Below are 20,459 nucleotides of genomic sequence, written 5' to 3' on the forward strand. Positions count from 1 at the left end.
CAGCAAGTCAGGGGCAGGGGTCGCAGTTGAACGTCAGGGAAATTGCCAAATCCATTATCTACCGGACGCCGATAATCTCCCGCCTGATGGCGCCGTCCTATCCCTACAAGATCAATCCCGGCCAATTGGCCGCCATGGTCGAACTGATCGACAGCACCAGGTCATCAGGCGCCGCCGTCGCCGAGATCGGCGTGGCCCAGGGCGATACCTCGGTGTTCCTGCTGGAACACCTGAAATCGGTCGGCGATGTCAGGGAACTGCTGCTGTTCGATACGTTTTCCGGCTTCACCGACGAAAGCATTTCGTTCGAAGTGGCCAAGCGCCAGAAGAATGCGCAGGATTACGACAAGTTCAGATATGGCGACGAAGCCCGCTTCAACCGCAACCTGACCCATGCGGGCTATGACCGCTTCCGCACCATCAAGGGCGATGCCGCTCGCTTCGACTGGAGCTCACTGGGCCCGATCGGCGCCGTCCTGCTCGACATCGACCTCTACCAGCCCACCATCGCCATTCTCGACGCCATCTACCCCCACATCGTCCCCGGCGGCGGCATAGTGGTCGACGATTGCCTGGCCGAATCCCCCTGGGATGGCTCGCTCCAGGCCTACCAGGAATTCATCGCCAAACACGACCTCCCCTTCACCCGCGCCGGCCACAAAGGCGGCCTGATCCGCAAGGCCTAAGCCCGGCCATTGCCGACCAGACTGCCATACCCTCGGCTCCTGCTACCCCTCTCCCCTCGTGGGAGAGGGTGGAAATCCGCGTCCAGCGGATTTCCGGTGAGGGGGCTGCGCTCTCCCATGCTTTAATGATCGCAGATAGCTCCGTGCCCCCTCATCCGCCCTTCGGGCACCTTCTCCCACAAGGGGAGAAGGCAAACGCCCCAGAGCCAGAGGTAGACACGCCCATTGAAGGAGCAGAAGCGCTTATGGCAGCTGGAGATCAGTATCTTCAGCTCCTGCCCACCCTCCCCCTTGAGGGGAGGGTAGCGTCGCCTGGCCCGCAGGGCCTTGGCAGAGCTAGGGAGGGGGTGTCGAGGGTTCATCTAGCATCGAAATCGTGGCGGACTCGACACCCCCACCCTCACTCCCTCCCCACAGGGGGAGGGAAGTCCGCTCAGCGGTTGGCGGGATATCGAGATGACCCTTGAGGATCGATCTGGCGCCTCCCTCCCCTTGATGGGCTTCGAGCCGGCCGAAGGCAAAATCGCTCCAGTGGAGCGATTTTAGGTGAGAAGGAATGAGGGTGGGGTGGCGGGAGCCACAGAAGCTTCAGGTGAACACCCTCTCGGAGGTCAAGGTCCCCGCCCTCAGGCCTCATGTATCCGCGGCTCCCGCCCCGTCGCACCCTTCAGCGTCATCGGCAGCCCGGCCACGATGAAATGCACTTCCTCGCAAATTTCCGCCAGCCGTTGATGCGCAGATCCCGCCAGGTCGCGGAATGTCCGCGCCATGGCATTGTCGGGCACGATGCCCAGCCCCACTTCATTGCTGACCATGATCACGTGCGCGCTCTTGAGCTGCACCAGCGTCGCCCCCAATTCGCTCACCGCCTTGGACACATCCTCGTTGGCCACCAGCAGGTTGGTGATCCACAGCGTCAGGCAATCCACCAGGATCACATCATGCTTTTTCGCTGCCGCCATCAGCGCGTCGGACAGCGCCAATGGCTCTTCAATCGTGGTGAAACGGTCCCCGCGCCCCGCCTTGTGGCTGGCCACCCGGTCGCGCATTTCGGCGTCCAGCGCTTCGGCCGTCGCCAGATAGGCCGGCTTTTTGCCGCTGCGAATGGCCAATTGCTCGGCAAAGGCCGTCTTGCCCGAGCGCGCCCCGCCCAGCACCAGCACATGTCCTGTCATCGTGTCCTCTCCAACCATCCGCCGCTGAACCCTAGCAGCAAAAAGCCTGAGCGCCGAACCGGTTGCGCCGCTTGCGTCCACAAGCCAGGCGCGCCGCCCTCCGGGCAGGCATTTTTTGTGCCTTATTCTACTTTCGTCTTAGCAGCTTTCGCATTATGGTCCGCGCCGAACCGACACCCTAGAATCCCTCCAGACTCCGGAGAAACTTCGCGTGACCAGATATTATCTTGGCGTCGATGGCGGCGGCACCAATTGCCGCGTGCGTCTGGCCGATGAGAATCTGAAAACGCTCGCCGAAGTCAGGAACGGTCGCTCCAATCTGCAGATCGATGATGGCGAGCCGGCCTTCAAGGCCATCAGCGACGGTACCCGCGACGTGTTCAAGGCGGCCGGCATCGACTATGCCGAAACCGCCAATACCTTTGCCTGCTTCGGCATGGCCGGTGGCCGCATGGATACCGCCCGCGCCGAATTCGCCGCGCGTCCCTGGCCCTTTGCCGGCGTGAAAGTCTATGACGATATCGACATTGCCCATGCCGGCGCCCTGGGCGGCGAAGAAGGCGGCGTCATCATCGTCGGCACCGGCTCGGCCGCCCTTTCCATCGTCGATGGCCAGCGCCACCAGGCCGGCGGCTGGGGCTTTCACATCGGCGACCAGATGAGTGGCGCCATCCTGGGCCGCGAACTGGCCCGCTATGCCGTGGAAGCCGAGGACGGGCTGGTCGAGGCCTCTCCGCTCACCAGGGCCGTCACCGCGCAACTGGGCGGCGACAACCAGGCCATCATGACCTGGTCCTTCGCCACCGAGATGGACCTCAAGCTCCTCAGCCGCGATGGCAGCGAAGGTTGCGACGACGCCCTGATCGGCCGCGCCCCGGCCGAATTCGGCAAGCTCATGCCCCTGTTCATTGACTATCTCGAAAAGGGCGACCCGGTCGCCCGCAAGATGCTCGATATCCAGCTCGGCTACATCGACACCTATGTGAACTGGTTCAAGGCTCACAATGCGCAGGTCATGGCCATTGTCGGCGGCTTCGGCCAGCGCCTGTTCCCGATCCTCGTGGAGCGCTACGGCACCTTCGTTGCCCTCCCCAAATTCGAGCCTCTGCATGGGGCCATCATCCTCGCCAAGCAGAACTTCGCGTCAAACTAAGGGACTGCCCCAGTGTCCAGCCGTATCATTCCCGTCCAGCCTTTCGACTATGTGGTGTTCGGCGCCACCGGCGACCTGACCAAGCGCAAGCTGATCCCGGCGCTCTATCACCGCTTCAAGGATGGCCAGTTCGACGAGAACAGCCGCATTATCGGCGCCTCGCGCAGCAAGCTCTCCGACGCCGATTTCCAGCAATCGGCGCGCGATGCCATCACCGCTTTCGTGGAAAAGGAATATCAGGACGCCAAGGTCATCGACCGTTTCGTCAAGATTTTCTCCTATGTCCCGGTCGATGCCAGCAAGCCCGAAGAGGCCGGCGATCTCGGCAAGAAGCTGCGCGACGATCCCGAAGTGGTCCGCGCCTTCTATCTCGCCGTGGCGCCCGACCTGTTCGAGCCCATCGCCGAATATCTCCATTCCAAGAAACTCTATCGCCGCGACGCCCGCGTGGTGATCGAAAAGCCGCTCGGCCACGACCTGGCTTCCTCGGTGGAAATCAACGACGGCGTCGCCAAGATTTTCAAGGAAGATCAGGTCTACCGCATCGATCACTATCTGGGCAAAGAGACGGTCCAGAACCTCTTGGCCCTGCGCTTCGCCAATACGCTGTTCGAGCCCATCTGGAACTCGGCCCATATCGACCATGTCCAACTGACCGTGGCGGAATCGGTCGGCGCCGGCACGCGCGGCTATTACGACGAGAGCGGCGCCCTGCGCGACATGATCCAGAACCACATGCTGCAGCTGCTCTGCCTCGTGGCCATGGAGCCGCCCGCATCGGACGACGCCAACGCCCTGCGCGACGAAAAGCTCAAAGTGCTCCGCGCCCTCAAGCCCATCTCCAATGGCGACGTGGCCCGCAACACCGTGCGCGGCCAGTATAAGGGCGTGAAGTCCGAAACCACTTCGGTCGCCGGCTATCAGGATGAATTGCCCGACGACAAGAAGGGCAGCCGCACCGAAACCTTCGTCGCCCTCAAGGCCGAAGTCGAAAACTGGCGCTGGTCGGGCGTGCCCTTCTATTTCCGCACCGGCAAGCGCATGGCCAACCGCGTCTCCGAGATTTGCATCCAGTTCAAGCCGATCCCCCATTCCATCTTCGACCATGCCGAAGGCGCGCCCAAGGCCAACAAGCTCATCATCCGCCTGCAGCCCGACGAGGGCGTCAAGCTGATGATGATGATCAAGGATCCAGGCCCCGGCGGCATGCGCCTGCGCGAAGTGCCGCTGAACCTGAGCTTTGCCGCCACCTTCTCCGAGCGCACGCCCGAAGCCTATGAGCGCCTGCTGATGGACGTGATCCGCGGCAGCCAGACCCTGTTCATGCGCCGCGACGAACTCGAAGCCGCCTGGAAATGGATCGACCCGATCCGCGAAGCCTGGGAGCGCGCCAGCGAGCCCCCCAGGCCTACACCGCCGGCACTTGGGGCCCCTCCGGCGCCATCGCCCTGATCGAACGCGACGGCCGGACGTGGTATGAGGATGATGTGTGATAGATCGTGGCACGCCCTCGTGGTTCGAGGCGCTGAAGAAGCGCACCTCACCATGAGGGCTGTTGATACGCCGAGCTAGAAGTAGCCCTCATGGTGAGGTGCGAGCCCTTCGCGAGCCTCGAACCACGAGGGCGTGGCACAAAGGAACAAGATGACCATCGACCGCCGCAGCTTCGCCGATAAGCCCACCCTCGCCAAGGAACTGGCCGAGGCCGTGGCCGACCGCATCCGCGCCGCCATCGAAGCGCGCGGCATCGCGGCCATCGCGGTCAGCGGCGGCTCCACCCCCGGCCGCTTCTTCCAGGCCCTCGGCAAGACCAAGGATATCGACTGGTCCAAGGTCATCGTCACCCTGGTCGACGAACGCTGGGTCGATGAAACCAATGACCGCTCCAACGCGCTCCTCGTCAACGAGCGCATGCTGCAAGGCCCCGCCGCCACGGCCCGCTTCTTCCCGCTCTATTCCGGCGGCGCCGAGCCCGATGCTGCCGCCGTCGCCAAGACCAATGCGCTCCTGGCCGAATTGCCCGACACTTTCGCCGCCGTCATTCTCGGCATGGGCAATGACGGCCACACCGCCAGCTTCTTCCCCGGCGGCGACACGCTCGATGCAGCGCTGACCTCGGAAGGCCCGGCCCTCGCCATCCGCGCCCCCCGGCGCGGGCGAACCGCGCATCACCTTTACCCTTCCGCGTCTCCTCCGCACGGATGGGCTGTACCTTCACATCGAAGGGGAGGAAAAGGCCGACGTGCTCGACACGGCTCTGGGCGATGGTCCCGTCGCGGACATGCCCATTCGTGCCGTCCTGCGGTCCGGCCACGCCGTCACTGTCTACTGGTGCCCCTAGGAGACTGTTTGAGAACTCGCTCTGGTGAGTCAACTGGCGTGATTTTTGAGAACCGGAGCGCAGCGTACGTTTGGTACGTGAGCACCGGAAGCGCAGAAAATTGCGTCAGGTGGCCGCCGGAGTAGAGTTCACAAGGGTCTCCAAGTCCCCTCGGCGGTCCCCAATTGACCGCCCTGGCCACCAAAGGATGCCAGCCGGCGTGTTCCTGCGAAAAGGTGCTCCCGCCTTTCGCCGCGTGAACGCGCCCTGAAACTAGGAGTTCGACCATGTCTGTCCGCCAGGCCATCCAGGATGTCACCGACCGTATCGCCGCGCGCAGCCGCGACAGCCGCCGGGACTACCTCAACCGCCTCGATGCCGCCCGCGAAGCCGGCGTCAATCGTGCCGTCCTCTCCTGCGGCAATCTCGCCCACGCCTTCGCCGCCTGCTCGCCCGCCGAAAAGGCCCAGCTCGCCGGCAGCAAGTCGCTGAATCTCGGCATCGTCACCAGCTATAACGACATGCTCTCGGCCCACCAGCCGTATCAATTCTACCCCGACATCATCAAGGAAGCGGCCCGCGAGATCGGCGCCACCGCCCAGGTCGCCGGCGGCGTGCCCGCCATGTGCGATGGCGTGACCCAGGGCCAGCCGGGCATGGACCTGTCGCTCTTCAGCCGCGACGTCATCGCCATGTCCACGGCCATTGCGCTGAGCCACAACATGTTCGATGCCGCCGTCTATCTCGGCATCTGCGACAAGATCGTGCCCGGCCTGCTCATCGGCGCGCTGACCTTCGGCCATATCCCGGCCGTCTTCGTCCCCGCCGGCCCCATGCCCTCGGGCCTGCCCAATGACGAAAAGAGCAAGGTCCGCCAGCTCTATATGGAGGGCAAGGTCGGCCGCGCCGAACTGCTCGAAGCCGAATCCAAGTCCTACCACTCCGCCGGCACCTGCACCTTCTACGGCACCGCGAACAGCAACCAGATGCTTATGGAAATCATGGGCCTGCACCTGCCCGGCGCCAGCTTCGTCAATCCCGGCACCCCCTGCGCGATGCCCTGACCAAAGAGGCCACCGTCCGCGCCCTCTCGCTCACCGCTTTGGGCAATAACTACACCCCGGTCGGCCACGTCATCGACGAAAAGGCCATCGTCAACGGCCTGGTGGGCCTGCATGCCACGGGCGGTTCCACCAACCACACCATGCATCTGATCGCCATCGCCGCCGCCGCCGGCCTCCAGGTCACCTGGGACGACATGAGCGATCTCAGCGATGCCACCCCGCTCCTCGCCCGCGTCTATCCCAATGGCGTCGCCGACGTGAACCACTTCCACGCCGCCGGCGGCATGGGCTTCCTCATCCAGGAACTGCTCGAATCCGGTCACCTGCATGAAGACGTCAAGACCGTCTGGGGCGAGGGCCTCTCCGGCTACAAGGTCGAAGCCAAGCTGATCGAGGACAAGCTCACCTTCGAGCCGGCCCCCAGGGAATCCGCCCTCCCCAAGGTCCTCACATCGACCAAGACCCCGTTCCAGACCTCCGGCGGCCTCAAGCTCCTCACGGGCAATCTCGGCCGCTCGGTCATCAAGGTCTCGGCCGTCAAGCCAGAACACCGCGTCGTCGAAGCGCCCGCCCGCGTCTTCCACGGCCAGGAAGGCCTGCAGGCCGCTTTCAAGGCCGGCGAACTCACCGGCGACATGATCGCCGTGGTCCGCTTCTCCGGCCCTCGTGCCCTCGGCATGCCCGAATTGCACAAGCTCACCCCCTCGCTCGGCATCCTGCAGGATCGCGGCTTCAAGGTCGCCCTGCTCACCGACGGCCGCATGTCCGGCGCATCAGGCAAGGTCCCCGCCGCCATCCACATGACCCCCGAAGCCATCGACGGCGGCCCCATCAGCAAAATTCGCGACGGCGACATGATCCGCCTCGACGCCAACGAAGGCACGCTCACCTTCCTCGGCGACGAACGCGAATTCCTCTCCCGCACCCCGGCCACCGAAGACCTCCGCCCCCAGCACTACGGCATGGGCCGCGAACTCTTCGCCGGCTTCCGCAGCCTGGTCGGCGTGGCCGATCGCGGGGCCAGTGTGTTCCAGTAGGCAAACGCCGCGCCCACCGCTTCCCCCTTCTCCCCTCGTGGGAGAAGGTGCCCGAAGGGCGGATGAGGGGGCTTCTAGGCCGCTGGCAGCACCATCGGTTGGCGCGCCTGTCTTCGACACAGAATCACGCCTATATGCTTGACCGCAACACAGGAGAGAAGACGTGGTTATTCATGACGATGCTGACATGGCTACAGTAGTTGGCGAGACGGTCCAAGCCATTAAGGAAAGCGCCCGACACGTCGGAAAGGCAGACCGTGCGATTTCGGCTGTTCAGATCAGCGAGATTGAAGCGGCCGTCGAGATATTGCAGAAAACCCTCGAACTAAAAAAGCGTGTCAACGCAGTTGCGCGATCCTAGGCGACGAACTTCATTGGGACTTAGCGAGTTGCTAAGTCCCGCCATAGGAGGTGGACGACTACACACTTATTACCTCGTCCGCCCGAACAACCGCTCGATATCCTTCTTCTTGAGCTCGACATAGGTCGGCCGCCCATGGATGCATTGCCCGGAATGCGGCGTTGCTTCCATGTCGCGCAGCAGCGCATTCATCTCGTCCACGCGCAGTCGCCGCCCCGAGCGTACCGAGCCATGGCAGGCCATGCGCGCGATGATCGCCTCCATCCGGTCCGAAACAGCGGCAATGCTCTCCCATTCCGCCAGCCCGTCCGCCACGTCGCGCACCAGCCCCTCGATATCCGAATTGCCCAGCAGAGCCGGGGTCTCGCGCACCGCCACGGCCCGCGGCCCGAACCGTTCGAGATAGAGCCCGAACCGCTCCAGCTCGCCCGCTGCCTCTTCCAGCCGCGCGCAATCCTCCTCGGGCAATTCCACCACCAGCGGGATCAACTGCGCCTGGCTTGCCACCGGCCCCGACGCCAGTTGCGCCTTGAACCGCTCATAGACCAGCCGTTCATGCGCCGCATGCTGGTCCACCAGCAACAGCCCCTCGCCATTCTGCGCGATGATAAAATTGTCGAACATCTGCGCCCGCGCCGTGCCCAGCGGGAACTCCATCAAAGCGGGCGCCGCTTCGGCTTCCACCCGCGCGCTGGGCTCGCGCAACCCCGCCATCGCCGCCTGCCCGAAGTCCGGCGCAAACGGATTGGCATTGCCCGCGCCGCCCGCGCGCTCGTAACCGGCAAACGGCGCCATGGCATCCGCCCGATAGGCCGGGGCAGGGGCCGAGGGGGAGGCATAGGCCGGCGCCGTGAACGCCCCCAGCACATCCTCGGCCACCGTGCCCGAAGCCTTGAACCCCGCCGCGGCCAGCGCCTCGCCAATGGCGCGGATCACCGCGCTGCGCACCGCCCCGGCATCGCGAAACCGCAATTCCGCCTTGGCCGGATGCACATTCACATCCACCTCGCCCGGGTCGATGGCGATATAGAGCGCCACGACAGGAAAACGGTCGCGGAACACATAATCGGCATAGGCCGCCCGCACCGCGCCCACCAGCACCTTGTCCTTCACCGAGCGGCCATTGACGAAGTAGAACTGGCTCAGCGAATTGGCCCGCGTATAGGTCGGCAACCCCGCCAGCCCCGCCACGACAACGCCATGCCGACTGGTCGCCAGCGTCACCGCATTCTGCGAAAAATCGTCGCCGATCACCTGGCCTAGCCGCGCCTGCAGGGCCCCGGTCCCCGTCACCGCAGGCCAGTTGCTCGCCGTGCGGTCGCTGCCATTGAGCACGAAGTGAACGCCCGGATTGGCCATGGCCAGCCGCTTGATCACATCGGTGATCGCCCCCGCTTCGGCCCGGTCGGTTTTCAGGAATTTCAGCCGCGCCGGCACATTGGCGAACAGGTTCTTCACCTCGACCACAGTGCCCCGGTTCATCGCCTGCGGCACCGGCCCGGCCCGCAACCCGCTATTCACCGTGATACGCAGCCCGCTCTCTGCCTCCGCCGTGCGCGAGGCAATGCTCAGCTCCGCCACCGACCCGATCGAAGCCAGAGCCTCACCCCGAAAGCCCAAAGTCCGGATGTCGTCGAGATCGTCGGCCGAGAGCTTGGAGGTCGCATGCCGCTCCACCGAAAGCACCAGGTCGGCCCGGTCCATGCCATGCCCGTCATCCTCGATCCGGATCAGCCCCTTGCCGCCCGCCGCCGTGGTGACGACAATCCGGCTGGCCCCCGCATCGATGGCATTTTCCACCAGTTCCTTGACCACGCTACTGGGCCGCTCCACCACCTCGCCGGCGGCAATGCGGTTGATCAGGTCTTCGGGCAGTTGGCGAATGGACAAAGGGCGATTCTCCTTGGCGAAGAATATAGGGCAGGGGAGGTCGGTTTCCGACCCGGTTTGCGCAGTCTTTGTGGGATACCCCCACCCAACCTCCCCCTGATAGGGGGAGGAGCCACACCGCGACTGGGGCAAGATCGCGCCACACACGCGATCTGTTCCTCCCCCTATCAGGGGGAGGCTAGGAGGGGGTATCCCAACAAAACCTCTCTTGCCGCCACCTGCCGCCACCCGCTAAACCTCCCCCATGCCCAGCCAATCCCCCATGGACCTCGCCCTCACCCTCGCCGAAGAGGCCGCCGCCCACGGCGAGGCCCCGGTCGGCGCCGTGGTCATGGAAGGCGAGGTGATCCTCGCCGCCGAGCGCAACCGCATGAAGGCCCTGGGCGATCCCACCGCCCATGCCGAAATGCTGGCCATCCGCACCGCGCTGCAAACTCGCGGTACCGGCCGCCTCGATGGCTGCGACCTCTATGTCACCCTCGAGCCCTGCGCCATGTGCGCCGGCGCCATCGCCCATACCCGCCTGCGCCGCGTCTATTTCGCCGCCGAAGACCCCAAGGCCGGCGCCGTCGAAAACGGCATCCGCCTCTTCACCCAGCCCACCTGCCACCACGCCCCCGAAGTCATCTCCGGCCTCGGCGCCACCCGCTCCGAAACCCTGCTCCGCGAATTCTTCCGGGCCTTGCGGAGTTAGGCTGGCCTGCTTTGGGTTCCCACACCCCCGATGTCATCCCGGCCTTGAGCCGGGATCCATCCTGAGATGCGTCAAGGCAACGCGATCGATGGAGAGAAAGCCCTACCGCGCCACCAGCATCGCCACCGCCGACAGCGCCAGCCCCGCCATCATCCCGAACGGATACATCGCATAAGCCGGCACATCATCCGGCAATTCCACGCCCGGCGGCCTGAACTTCGTGCAAATGCGCCATTGCACCGGTGGCACGGCCCCCTCCAGCCGGTCGCGATAGAGCGGCACCCAGTGCCGCGCATCGTCGAAGGTTATCGCCATGGGCGCATTGCAGCATGTCGCCACCATGCGGCTGGTCTTGGTATCAGGCGTCAGCTTGTGCGCCTCCAGCAGGTGCCCGCCCTTGCTCACCTGCACCCGATCCTTGCGATAAAGCACATTCCCCGTGCCCCCCGCCGTATCGAGCAGCGGCGGCGCATCGGGCAGGGCGCCCAGCGCCCGTCCGGCCGCCTGGCAGTCGTCGCAATGGCAGATCACGCTGGCAATCGGCTTGCCCCACGCTTCGATTTCCACCTGCCCGCAACTGCAGCGGGCCATCACCTGTTTGTCCTTCATCCGGCCTCCTTGTTACAGGCCAGACGAACGGATCATCGGGGATTCGACAAGCCAATCATCAGTTAGTGCGGATCGCTCTCCACCACCGGCACCTTGCCGGCGATATAGGCTTCCACCTTGTCCGCCAGGATGCGCTTGAAGCGCTCCTTTTCGGCTTCGGCATGCGCCACGATCTCGCGCACCCGCCAGAATTCCAGCGCCCCGAAATTGGCGACATGCGGGCGGATATAGATGTCGGGCGGATAGGCCGCCATCATATGCGCCGTCAGCGAATGCATCATGATCTGGGCCGAGCCGAACCAGATGTCGATCGCCTTGTGGTCCGTCTTGGAAATGCCCTCCGACGGATCGCCATTGACGTCGATGCCGATCAGGAAATCGGTATTGATGTCGGCCTGGTCCAGCGGCAGCGGATTGACCACACCCCCATCGACAAGGATGTGGTTGGCATAGACCACCGGCTTGAACAGGCTCGGAATGGCGATCGATCCCGCAATGGCCGGCCGCAGCAGCCCCGAATTGAACACCACCTGGTGCCAGCTCTGGAAATCGGTCGCCACCACATAGAGCGGCACCTTCAGGTCCTTGAATTCGAGCGGAAAATTCTCCGGCGTGAACGTATCGACGATACTCGTCGCATCGAGCTGCATCGAAATCCCGTTCTTGAGAATCCCGCTGATGCCGCGGATCTGCGTCGCCCACAGCTTGGTGGCGATGATGCGCATCGTCCCCAGCACCTGGTAGGAATGCTCGCGCAATTCCTTGCCCGTCATGCCCGCCGCCCAGCCCGAGCCGATCAGCGCCCCGATCGACGTGCCCGCTATGACCGAAGGCTTCAGCCCCAGCTCGTCCATGGCCTCGATATAGGGAATATGCGTCAGCCCGCGCGCCGAGCCGCCGCCCAGTGCCACACCGATCCGAGGTCCAGATATCGTCTCCATCCCGCCCCGCTCCTTGCCTTTCGAACGCAGCCGGTCGGCGAGCGCCTTGCCCCGCAATTGCAGCGGCGTCAGCACAGGTTGCGACGGCGTCTCGTCAAAGACGGTCTTGAGCAAGGGTAGGCTGGCGAAGTTGAGGAATGGTTCAGGACGTCGTGCGGGCGATTTCGCGCCAGCCGATGTCCCGGCGGCAAAATCCGGACGGCCAAACAATCTTGTCCACGCCTGCGTAAGCACGGCTCTGCGCCTCTTTCACACTCCCGCCCAGAGCGGTGACGTTGAGCACGCGCCCGCCGGCAGCAAGTAAACGCGTACCGTCCCGACGCGTTCCGGCGTGAAACACCTGCAATGTGTCGCTATCCAGTCCCTCGGCACCCCTGATTTCGCTGCCCTTGCCATAGCTGCCCGGATACCCCTCGGTCGCCATGATGACGGTCAGCGCATACTGGTCCTTCCAGGCCACGTCATGGCCGGCAAGCGTCCCCGTCGCCGTGGCATGCAGCAATGGCAGCAGGTCGCTCTCCATGCGCAGCATCATCACCTGCGTTTCCGGGTCCCCGAACCGCGCATTATATTCCACCAGCTTAGGCCCATCCGAAGTCAGCATCAGCCCGGCATAAAGCACGCCCTGATATGGCGTTCCCCGCGCCGCCAGCCCCTTCACTGTCGGCCAGATCACCCGCTCCAGCGTTTCCTCATAGATCTCGCGCGTCATCACCGGGGCAGGGGAATAGGCCCCCATCCCCCCGGTATTGGGTCCGGTATCGCCGTCGAAGGCCCGCTTGTGGTCCTGCGCCGTGGTCAGCGGCAGGATGTCGGTGCCGTCGCACAGCACAAAGAGCGAAACCTCCTCGCCCTCCATGAATTCCTCGATCACCACTTCGGCGCCCGATGCCCCGAACGCCCCGGCAAAGCAGTCGACAATGGCCGCCTCGGCCGCCTCGACATCAAGGGCCACCGTCACGCCCTTGCCCGCTGCCAGCCCATCCGCCTTGATGACGATGGGCGCCCCCTGCGTATAAAGATACGCCAAAGCCGCCGCTTCATTGTCGAAGCGCCCATAGGCCGCGGTGGGAATGCCCATCTCGTCGCACAAGGCCTTGGTAAAGCCCTTCGATCCCTCCAGCTGCCCCGCCGCCTTGCTGGGGCAGAAGCAGGTGATCCCGGCCGCCCTGACATCATCGCCCAGCCCCGCCACCACCTGCGCATCGGGCCCGACCACGACAAAGTCGATCGCTATCAGCTTGCAGAAATCCACCACCGCCTTGTGGTCGGTAATGTCGATCACGACATTCTCCGCCACCGCGCCGGTCCCGCCATTGCCCGGCGCAATGAAGAGTTTTGTCAGCAGCGGCGATTGGGCAATCTTCCACGCCAGCGCATGCTCGCGCCCACCCGACCCGATCACCAGAACCCGCATGAACCGCCCTCCGTGCTTGTTGGGGGCGTGATGCACGAGTGGGGCAGGAGAGGCAATTGTTTTTGTAAGAAACCCGTCGCGTCAGCGACTGTTAGTCTTGTGAGCAGAGGAAAGAGGCGAGGCATGCCCCAGCGGGCCAAACGCGAAGCGCAGTATCGGAGCATTGCCGACCGGCAGGGCGCTGCCATTGCGCGTCTGGCCGCCGTTTACGAGAAGGACCCGGCTTTGCGGCAGGATCTGGAACAGGACATCCACCTGCATCTCTGGCGGAGCCTCGACAGCTTCCGCGAGCAATGCAGCCTCAGCACCTGGACCTGGCGGGTGGCGCATAATGTCTGCGCCCGCCATGTCGACAAGGCCGTGCGGTCCCGCTCGGCCGGCGACTGGATCGACATCGACAGCGTCGAGCCGGCCGACCACCGGGCCACGCCCGAGCAGGCCACCGGCACGGCCCTGACCCTGGAACGGCTCTATACCCTCATCGACCGGCTGCGGCCGATCGATCGGCAGGTGGTGCTGCTCTATCTCGAAGATGTCGAGGCCGAGGCGATTGCCGAGGTGACAGGCCTGTCACCGGGCGCCGTAGCCACCCGCATCCACCGCATCAAGGCGCTGTTGGCGCAAGGATTTCAGCCGGAGGCAGCGTCATGACCATCTCGCCCGATTCCAACGCACCTGACCCCAAAGCCCTCTGGAAAGGACAGGCTATGACACCGCAGACCTTGACCCCCGAACTGCTCGAAACTCGCTCGCGGCAGCTTGACGACCGCATCGGCAAGCGTAATCGCTGGGAATACCTGGCCGGCCTGATTGGCGGCGTCGCCACCCTGGTTCTGGGCCTCTTCGTGCTGCTGTCCGGGCCGCTCGATCCGCCCGCCATCACCACCGGCGCAGGCTTCTTGCTGCTCGCCGCCGGTTCGGTTGTCGCCATGCTGCAATTGCATCGCCGCACCGGCGGCGGCACATCCATCACCGGCGCCACCGCCATCCTCGCCAGCTACCGCGCCGAACTGGTCCGCCAGCGCGACGCGCTGCGCTCGGTGCTGCTCTGGTATGTGCTGCCCTTCATTCCCGGCTTCCTGCTGATCTACAGCGCCGCGCTGTTCACGCCCGGTGGGTCCGCCTGGGGCGCCCTGATCCCAGCCGGCATCACCCTCGCCTTCCTGGCATGGGTCTACCACGCCAACCGCAAGGCCGCCGACTGCATCGACACCGAAATCGACGAACTGGACCGCCGGGCGCACGGCTGAGACCGATGCCGCCGCCCAAGCCCTCCAAAACACGGTGTCCGTGTTTGTAGGGCGTGAGGGGGCGGCGGAGGCAAGGTTTAGTTAGCCTGTGGGCAGGGAGTCGATTGGACGCTGCGTAGCTGCACTACTCTATCGGTACCTGCCCACCCTCCCCCTTGAGGGGAGGGTAGCGTCGCCTGGCCCGCAGGGCCTTGGCAAAGCTGGGGAGGGGGTAACCCTGTAGGCCACCAAACGATCCCTCCCCCTCAAGATGAGGCAAGGAACCGAGCTTCTTGCCTCATCTCTAAAAATAGGGTACCCCCCTATCCCATGTCGCATCTCATCAGAAACAAATCCAAGCTCCTCGCCCGCATTCGCCGCCTCAAAGGCCAGGTCGAAGCGATCGAGCGGGCGCTCGAGGCCGAGGTCCCCTGCGGGGAAATCCTCAATCTCACCGCCTCGGTCCGCGGCGCCATCAGCGGCCTCACGGCCGAGCTGATCGAGGATCACATCCGCGAACACATTTCCAACCCGGACAAGGACGAAAACCCCGCCCGAGCCCAGGGCGCCGCCGAATTGATCGAAGTCGTCAGGATGTATCTGAAATGAGCGATGCCGCCGCTCGGCTGTCCAGCCCACACACGCATGTCTTCCTCGGCCAGGACCATGCCCGCAACGAGCGGCGCACCTGGCTGGTCATCGCCATCACCGCGACCATGATGGTTATCGAGATCGCGGCGGGCACCATTTACGGCTCCATGGCACTGGTTGCCGATGGCTGGCACATGTCGACCCACGCCGCCGCCATGCTGATCGCGGCCTTGGCCTATCTCTTCGCTCGGCGTCACGCCACCAATCCGCGCTTTACCTTCGGCACCGGCAAGTTCGGCGATCTGGCCGCCTTCGCCAGCGCGGTCGTGCTGGCGCTGATCGCACTGCTGATCGGCTGGGAAAGCCTGCTGCGCTTCGCCAATCCCGTCACCATCAATTTCCAGCAGGCCATCATCGTCGCCGTGGTCGGGTTGGCGGTCAACTTGCTCTGCGCCTGGCTCCTGCGCGACGACCACAGCCATCACGGCCACCACCATCACGATCATGCCCATGACCATGAGCATCCCCACGATCATGCCCACCATGCCGGCGACAACAATCTCCGCGCCGCCTATCTCCACGTCCTGGCCGATGCCCTGACATCGGTCCTGGCCATTGTCGCGCTGGTTCTCGGCAGCCTCTATGGCTGGAACTGGATGGACCCGGCCATGGGCATTGTCGGCGGCCTGGTCATCGCCCGCTGGTCATGGGGCCTGATCCGCGATGCGGGTGGCGTGCTGGTCGATTACGTCCCTACGGCTGAAGACCTGCCCGACGAAATCCGAGCCGCCATCGAACTGGGTGACGACACGATCACCGACCTGCATGTCTGGCAACTCGGCCCCGGCCACCACGGCGCCATCATCTCCATCGCCTCGCCCACCCCACAGAACCCCGCCGCCTACCGCGCCAGGCTGGCCCACATCTCCGATCTTTCGCATGTCACCATCGAGGTCGAACGCGCCGGCTGAGGGTCTTTTCAGGCGAGATCTATGGGTCATCCCCTTCTCCCCTCGTGGGAGAAGGTGCCCGAAGGGCGGATGAGGGGGTTACTGCGCCAGCCGTTCGATCCGAAGCAAGAGGATTTTCTACCCCTCTCCCGCAAGGGGAGAGGGAAGCCCCTACATCTCGGCTTCCCTGAACACCCGCGTCACATCCCCGTCCCATTCGCCGCGGAACTTGTCGACCCAGCGCTGGGCCGGCGACTTGGCCAGGCGGATCGTCTCTTCCAGCGGCGCCAGGTGGATGGTTTCGTCCTTGCCCTGCGCGTTGCGCCTTCCGCGCCGCACCAGCCCGGCCTCGGCAATACCCACGGCCTGCGCCGCGACATCATAGAGATTGGAACGATCATGCGGCGTCATCAGCGCCAGCCGCGGCACTTCGCGGCGCATGTCGTCGCGTTCCTCGCGCGTCCACGGCTCGATCAGCTCATAGGCCGCTTCCAGCGACACCGGATCGTAGAGCAGCCCCGTCCAGAAGGCCGATAGCGCCGTCACCGATTTTTCGTCGCCCATATCGGCGCCGCGCATTTCCAGGAACTGCTTGAGCCGCACTTCCGGGAAAATCGTCGACAGATGGTCTTCCCAGTCCTTGATCGTGGGTTTCTCGCCCGGCAGTTGTGGCAGCTCGCCCCGCAAAAAGGCCCGGAAACTCTCGCCCGCCACATTGATATATTGCTTGTTGCGGATGACGAAATACATCGGCACATCAAGCGCATAGTCGGCATATTGCTCGAAGCCGAACCCTTCGTCGAAGGCAAAGGGCAGCATGCCGGTGCGGTCGTCGTCGGTATTGAGCCAGATATGGCTGCGGAAGCTGAGATAGCCGCTGTCCCGCCCTTCCGAGAAGGGCGAATTGGCAAACAAGGCCGTCGCCACCGGCTGCAGCGCCACCGCCACGCGCAGCTTCCTGACCATGTCGGCTTCGCTGGAAAAATCCAGATTGGCCTGCACCGTGGCCGAGCGGAACATCATCGATGTGCCCAGCGTGCCGACCTTTTCCATATAGGGCTTCATGATGCCGTAGCGCGATTTCGGCATGGCGCAGATCTGGTCCACCGACCATAGCGGCGTCACGCCCAGCCCGAGAAAATGAATATCGAGCGGCGCGGCCACCTTCTTGCTGACGCGCATATGCTCGGCCAGCTCCGCCGCCGTGCCATGCAGGTCCACCTGCGGCGAGCCTGACAGTTCGAACTGCCCGCCCGGCTCCAGCGAAATCCCGCCAGCCACTTCGTCATTGCGCAGCCCGATCGGGTTGTCCCCGTCATAGAAGGGATGCCAGCCGGTTTCCTTCTCGATCCCCTCGAGCAGCGCGCGGATGCCGTTGGGGCCTTCATAGGCCACCGGCCGCAGCGGATTGGTGTGGAACACGTGCTTCTCGTGTTCGGTGCCGATGCGCCATTCGCTCTCGGGCTTGGCCCCGCGCGCCATGGCCTCGATCAGGTCTGCTCGCGTTTCGATCAGGGGCGAAGTGGTGGCGGCGCCGGCCATAGGCAGTCCTCTGGAAATACTGGCGGGGAACATAACGTCGCGCGAGCCGAAAGCAATCGCCTTTTATCGCCAATCACCGATGGTCGCTTGAATCACCGCCAATGCGGCCACCGCGGCTGTGTCCGCCCGCAGAATACGCGGTCCCAGGCTGACAGGCACCACAAAGGGCAGGGCGCGCAATCTGGCGCGTTCCTCGTCGGAAAATCCGCCTTCCGGCCCGATCAACAGGCCCACCTGCCGCCCCTTGAGTCCTTCCAGCGCTGCAACAGGCGATGATGACGCCTCCCCCTCATCGGCAAAGACCAACACCCGTTCCGCCGGCCAGCCATCGAGCAGCCGCTCCAGCGTCACTTCCGGCTCCACCCTGGGTACGCTGAGCACTTCGCATTGCTCCGCCGCCTCAATGGCATTGGCCACCAGCCGCTCATGCTTGAGCCGCGAGACCTGCGTAAACCGCGTGAGCACCGGCTGGATCGTGCCCGCGCCCATTTCCACCGCCTTCTGGATCACATAATCCAGCCGCTCGGTCTTGAGCGGGGCGAAGCCATACCAGAGGTCGGAAGCCGGCGTCTGGACGGCGATTCTCTCCACCAGCGCCAGCACCACCGATTTCTTGGCATCACTGACCAGCCGCGCCAGCCACGCCCCATCCCGCCCATTGAACAGCACCACTTCATCGCCGACGCTCTTGCGCAGCACGGCAGCCAGATACAGCGATTGCTCCTTGCCCAAGGCAACTTGCCCGCCCGCGACCAGATCGGGTTCGACATAAAGACGGGGCAGGGCGGCATGGGTGCGGGGCATGGGAATTCCAGTTCATGGCACTATATTGCCGCAACCACCAGCCGGCACCTTGACGGGGGAGGTTGGGAGGGGGTGTCGTTTAGCCCTGATGTCTGGGCTAAACACCCCCCTCCCTGACCCTCCCCGCGAGGGGGAGGGTGTCGACTGTGACAATTGCGGTCGAGAAGAGGTCTACTAGCTGTCCGGCGTTTAGAGTAGACCTCATGGTGAGCCTGTCGAACCACGAGGTCGTGGCACCATGTCCGATATGAACCAATCCCCCTCCGCCACAGTCCCCGACGCCAAGCGCGGCAACTGGCTCGATCGCTATGCCCCCGCCTGGCTGAAACCCTACGGGCGTCTGGCCCGCTGGGATCGCCCCATCGGCTTCTACCTGCTGTTCTGGCCCTGCGCCTGGGGGCTCGGCCTCGCCGCCGTTGCCAACCCCGCGCAGGGGTTCGACTGGTGGGGCGCGGTGCTCATGCTCATCGGCGCCATCCTCATGCGCGGCGCCGGCTGCACCTTCAACGACATTGTCGATCGCGACATCGACATGCAGGTCGCCCGCACCCGCCTGCGTCCGATTCCCTCCGGCGCCGTTACCGCCCGCGATGCCCTGGCCTTCCTCGTCGCCCAGGCCCTGCTCGGCTCGGTCATCCTCTTCCAGTTCAATCGCTTCACCGTCTGGGCCGGCGTCGCCTCGCTGGTGCTGGTCGCCATCTATCCCTTCATGAAGCGCGTCACCTGGTGGCCTCAGGCCTTCCTCGGTCTCGCCTTCTCCTATGGCGCCCTGGTCGGCTGGACCAGCCAGACCGGCGGCCTCGCCTGGCCGCCCGTGCTGCTCTATGCCGGAACAATCCTCTGGGTCATCGGCTATGATACGATATACGCCTTGCAGGATATCGAGGACGACGCCCTGGTCGGCGTCAAGTCCACGGCACGCCTGTTCGGCGACCATGTGAAGCCCGCGGTCGCCACGCTTTATGCCGGGGCCTACATGCTCTGGATGGCGGCGGGCGTCATGGCCGGGGCCGGCATTGTCTTCGCCACGCTGTCGCTGCTGGCGGCCGCGATGCTGGCCTGGCAGGTCTGGACGGTCGATGCCGACGAGCCGGATAATCCCCGCTTCCGTTTCGACAGCAACAAATATGTCGGAATTGTCCTGACCCTGGCGCTGCTGGCCGACTGGGTCTGGTAGTTTGCGTTAGCATTATGCTGTGGTTTTGGGCCCGTCGGTGGTGCCAAATGCTAACAGTCCGCTAACCAATTCACCCCCAAACGTCAAAAGGGCCGACCGCACCACCGGTCGACCCTTTCCACGTGCTTTGGAGGAGCAGAAACTCAGGCTTCGGGCTGCATGCCCGGCTTGCGGCGATTGAGGAAACGCGGGCGGCGACCGGCCTCGGCCACCAGCTTGCGGCGGCTCTGCGTATGGCCCACCATCACCCCGTCAACCTGCTGGCTATAGGGCATATAGGCGCCGTCGCCGGCCTTGATGAACAGCGGCAAACGGAGCTTCTTGCCCCAGTTCTGCCACTCGGCAACGACGTTGTGATTGCCCTCTTCCTCGAACACCCGGTAGTTCAGTTCGCTGTCCGAATGGACCAGTTCGATCGAGCTGACCAGCACGCCGTCCTCGGAAATCCTTGTCGCCACGGCGACACCGATGAATTCGGTCACCGGCACCTTCACCTTGATGGCCACGCCGCTCTGTTCGAGGATGCGGCGCACGGTAACGGTCTTGACGGGATCCTTGGGACCGTTGTCGTTCGCCGCCACGAAGCGGCGGTCTGCCAGCGTCGGGCGGCCGAATGCGAGTACGACCGAGGTTCCTTCCATCGCGACACCATGAACCATTTGAATTCGCCTTCCTGTCAACTTCGAGAGCTGGTTTTTGGCGCTCTCTTTTGTAGGCCCACCATACCCGCCCGCCTTACCTGCCCCCTTAATCGGTTCGGTTAAGTTTATCTTGTTTTCCGAGAGGGTTAGCAGGGTCTTGCATAGGGTAGGGACCGGT

Annotated in this window: 17 protein-coding genes and 3 pseudogenes; 12 read left to right on the top strand and 8 right to left on the bottom strand. The window is 64.3% G+C overall.

Annotated features, from left to right (window positions below):
- The first annotated feature begins 26 nt into the window (after positions 1 to 26).
- Positions 27 to 686, top strand: coding sequence for a TylF/MycF/NovP-related O-methyltransferase (locus tag FPZ08_RS00605; RefSeq protein WP_146288189.1), 660 nt, complete (start codon positions 27 to 29; stop codon positions 684 to 686).
- A 626-nt stretch (positions 687 to 1,312) separates the two neighbouring features.
- Here FPZ08_RS00605 and cobU read toward each other — a convergent pair.
- A complete protein-coding gene (cobU, locus tag FPZ08_RS00610; RefSeq protein ID WP_146288190.1) occupies positions 1,313 to 1,861 on the bottom strand; it encodes a bifunctional adenosylcobinamide kinase/adenosylcobinamide-phosphate guanylyltransferase in 549 nt (182 codons plus the stop codon).
- Positions 1,862 to 2,072: 211 nt separating this feature from the next.
- Here cobU and FPZ08_RS00615 point away from each other — a divergent pair, with 211 nt between their 5' ends.
- The 5 genes and pseudogenes from FPZ08_RS00615 to FPZ08_RS00635 all read left to right on the top strand — a co-directional run bounded on the left by FPZ08_RS00615 (position 2,073) and on the right by FPZ08_RS00635 (position 7,796).
- Positions 2,073 to 3,014 carry a glucosamine kinase nucleotide-binding domain-containing protein gene (locus FPZ08_RS00615; RefSeq protein ID WP_146288191.1) on the top strand — a complete coding sequence of 314 codons (942 nt, stop codon included), beginning with the start codon at positions 2,073 to 2,075 and terminating at the stop codon, positions 3,012 to 3,014.
- Positions 3,015 to 3,026: 12 nt separating this feature from the next.
- A pseudogene (gene zwf, locus FPZ08_RS00620) lies at positions 3,027 to 4,507 on the top strand (glucose-6-phosphate dehydrogenase).
- Positions 4,508 to 4,658: 151 nt separating this feature from the next.
- Positions 4,659 to 5,355 (top strand): annotated as a pseudogene (gene pgl, locus FPZ08_RS00625) (6-phosphogluconolactonase).
- Between the two features lie 266 nt (positions 5,356 to 5,621).
- A pseudogene (gene edd / locus FPZ08_RS00630) lies at positions 5,622 to 7,435 on the top strand (phosphogluconate dehydratase).
- Positions 7,436 to 7,598: 163 nt separating this feature from the next.
- On the top strand, positions 7,599 to 7,796 hold the full coding sequence (locus FPZ08_RS00635; RefSeq protein WP_146288192.1) for a hypothetical protein: 198 nt from the start codon (positions 7,599 to 7,601) through the stop codon (positions 7,794 to 7,796).
- A 69-nt stretch (positions 7,797 to 7,865) separates the two neighbouring features.
- On the opposite strand, the gene mutL is transcribed toward FPZ08_RS00635, so the two are convergent.
- Entirely contained in the window at positions 7,866 to 9,686 is a 1,821-nt protein-coding gene (gene mutL, locus FPZ08_RS00640; RefSeq protein WP_146288193.1) for a DNA mismatch repair endonuclease MutL, read from the bottom strand.
- Positions 9,687 to 9,930: 244 nt separating this feature from the next.
- Here mutL and FPZ08_RS00645 point away from each other — a divergent pair, with 244 nt between their 5' ends.
- Positions 9,931 to 10,380, top strand: a complete 450-nt coding sequence (locus FPZ08_RS00645; protein ID WP_146288194.1) for a nucleoside deaminase — start codon at positions 9,931 to 9,933, stop codon at positions 10,378 to 10,380.
- Positions 10,381 to 10,482: 102 nt separating this feature from the next.
- Here FPZ08_RS00645 and FPZ08_RS00650 read toward each other — a convergent pair whose 3' ends face one another.
- From FPZ08_RS00650 to purD, 3 genes are all read right to left on the bottom strand, one after another.
- Positions 10,483 to 10,989: a GFA family protein gene (locus tag FPZ08_RS00650; protein ID WP_146288195.1), complete on the bottom strand. Its 507-nt coding sequence runs from the start codon at positions 10,987 to 10,989 to the stop codon at positions 10,483 to 10,485.
- A 62-nt stretch (positions 10,990 to 11,051) separates the two neighbouring features.
- Entirely contained in the window at positions 11,052 to 12,044 is a 993-nt protein-coding gene (locus FPZ08_RS00655) for a patatin-like phospholipase family protein (RefSeq protein WP_146288196.1), read from the bottom strand.
- Positions 12,045 to 12,072: 28 nt separating this feature from the next.
- Entirely contained in the window at positions 12,073 to 13,347 is a 1,275-nt protein-coding gene (gene purD / locus FPZ08_RS00660) for a phosphoribosylamine--glycine ligase (protein WP_146288197.1), read from the bottom strand.
- A gap of 123 nt (positions 13,348 to 13,470) precedes the next feature.
- On the opposite strand from purD, the gene FPZ08_RS00665 reads away from it, so the two are divergent.
- From FPZ08_RS00665 to dmeF, 4 genes are all read left to right on the top strand, one after another.
- Positions 13,471 to 13,998, top strand: a complete 528-nt coding sequence (locus FPZ08_RS00665; protein WP_186767150.1) for an RNA polymerase sigma factor — start codon at positions 13,471 to 13,473, stop codon at positions 13,996 to 13,998.
- Positions 13,999 to 14,054: 56 nt separating this feature from the next.
- Positions 14,055 to 14,597 (top strand): hypothetical protein, encoded by a 543-nt coding sequence (locus tag FPZ08_RS00670; RefSeq protein WP_146288199.1) that lies wholly within the window; start codon positions 14,055 to 14,057, stop codon positions 14,595 to 14,597.
- A gap of 309 nt (positions 14,598 to 14,906) precedes the next feature.
- Positions 14,907 to 15,185: a metal/formaldehyde-sensitive transcriptional repressor gene (locus FPZ08_RS00675; protein ID WP_146288200.1), complete on the top strand. Its 279-nt coding sequence runs from the start codon at positions 14,907 to 14,909 to the stop codon at positions 15,183 to 15,185.
- Positions 15,182 to 16,138, top strand: coding sequence for a CDF family Co(II)/Ni(II) efflux transporter DmeF (dmeF, locus tag FPZ08_RS00680; RefSeq protein ID WP_146288201.1), 957 nt, complete (start codon positions 15,182 to 15,184; stop codon positions 16,136 to 16,138). Before FPZ08_RS00675 ends, dmeF begins: the two co-directional genes overlap by 4 nt.
- Before the next feature lie 150 nt (positions 16,139 to 16,288).
- On the opposite strand, the gene FPZ08_RS00685 is transcribed toward dmeF, so the two are convergent.
- Together FPZ08_RS00685 and FPZ08_RS00690 are read right to left on the bottom strand one after the other, a co-directional pair.
- Positions 16,289 to 17,659, bottom strand: coding sequence for a glutamate--cysteine ligase (locus FPZ08_RS00685; protein WP_146288202.1), 1,371 nt, complete (start codon positions 17,657 to 17,659; stop codon positions 16,289 to 16,291).
- A 63-nt stretch (positions 17,660 to 17,722) separates the two neighbouring features.
- Positions 17,723 to 18,463, bottom strand: coding sequence for a 16S rRNA (uracil(1498)-N(3))-methyltransferase (locus FPZ08_RS00690; RefSeq protein ID WP_146288203.1), 741 nt, complete (start codon positions 18,461 to 18,463; stop codon positions 17,723 to 17,725).
- Between the two features lie 238 nt (positions 18,464 to 18,701).
- On the opposite strand from FPZ08_RS00690, the gene ubiA reads away from it, so the two are divergent.
- The gene (gene ubiA, locus FPZ08_RS00695) at positions 18,702 to 19,640 is read left to right on the top strand and encodes a 4-hydroxybenzoate octaprenyltransferase (RefSeq protein ID WP_246132766.1); all 939 of its coding nucleotides are present in this window, start codon (positions 18,702 to 18,704) and stop codon (positions 19,638 to 19,640) included.
- 143 nt (positions 19,641 to 19,783) lie between these two features.
- On the opposite strand, the gene FPZ08_RS00700 is transcribed toward ubiA, so the two are convergent.
- The gene (locus tag FPZ08_RS00700; RefSeq protein ID WP_146288204.1) at positions 19,784 to 20,299 is read right to left on the bottom strand and encodes a DUF6101 family protein; all 516 of its coding nucleotides are present in this window, start codon (positions 20,297 to 20,299) and stop codon (positions 19,784 to 19,786) included.
- Positions 20,300 to 20,459 lie beyond the last annotated feature (160 nt).

Source organism: Devosia ginsengisoli (assembly GCF_007859655.1).
GTDB classification, from domain to species: domain Bacteria; phylum Pseudomonadota; class Alphaproteobacteria; order Rhizobiales; family Devosiaceae; genus Devosia; species Devosia ginsengisoli.

What these genes read in the sequence shown, in the direction of transcription:
- cobU (WP_146288190.1), bottom strand. Translation starts at nt 1,861, where the DNA reads ATGACAGGACATGTGCTGGTGCTGGGCGGGGCGCGCTCGGGCAAGACG.
- FPZ08_RS00645 (WP_146288194.1), top strand. Translation starts at nt 9,931, where the DNA reads ATGCCCAGCCAATCCCCCATGGACCTCGCCCTCACCCTCGCCGAAGAG.
- FPZ08_RS00650 (WP_146288195.1), bottom strand. Translation starts at nt 10,989, where the DNA reads ATGAAGGACAAACAGGTGATGGCCCGCTGCAGTTGCGGGCAGGTGGAA.
- purD (WP_146288197.1), bottom strand. Translation starts at nt 13,347, where the DNA reads ATGCGGGTTCTGGTGATCGGGTCGGGTGGGCGCGAGCATGCGCTGGCG.
- FPZ08_RS00665 (WP_186767150.1), top strand. Translation starts at nt 13,471, where the DNA reads ATGCCCCAGCGGGCCAAACGCGAAGCGCAGTATCGGAGCATTGCCGAC.
- FPZ08_RS00670 (WP_146288199.1), top strand. Translation starts at nt 14,055, where the DNA reads ATGACACCGCAGACCTTGACCCCCGAACTGCTCGAAACTCGCTCGCGG.
- FPZ08_RS00675 (WP_146288200.1), top strand. Translation starts at nt 14,907, where the DNA reads ATGTCGCATCTCATCAGAAACAAATCCAAGCTCCTCGCCCGCATTCGC.
- dmeF (WP_146288201.1), top strand. Translation starts at nt 15,182, where the DNA reads ATGAGCGATGCCGCCGCTCGGCTGTCCAGCCCACACACGCATGTCTTC.
- FPZ08_RS00685 (WP_146288202.1), bottom strand. Translation starts at nt 17,659, where the DNA reads ATGGCCGGCGCCGCCACCACTTCGCCCCTGATCGAAACGCGAGCAGAC.
- FPZ08_RS00690 (WP_146288203.1), bottom strand. Translation starts at nt 18,463, where the DNA reads ATGCCCCGCACCCATGCCGCCCTGCCCCGTCTTTATGTCGAACCCGAT.
- ubiA (WP_246132766.1), top strand. Translation starts at nt 18,702, where the DNA reads ATGTCCGATATGAACCAATCCCCCTCCGCCACAGTCCCCGACGCCAAG.
- FPZ08_RS00700 (WP_146288204.1), bottom strand. Translation starts at nt 20,299, where the DNA reads ATGGTTCATGGTGTCGCGATGGAAGGAACCTCGGTCGTACTCGCATTC.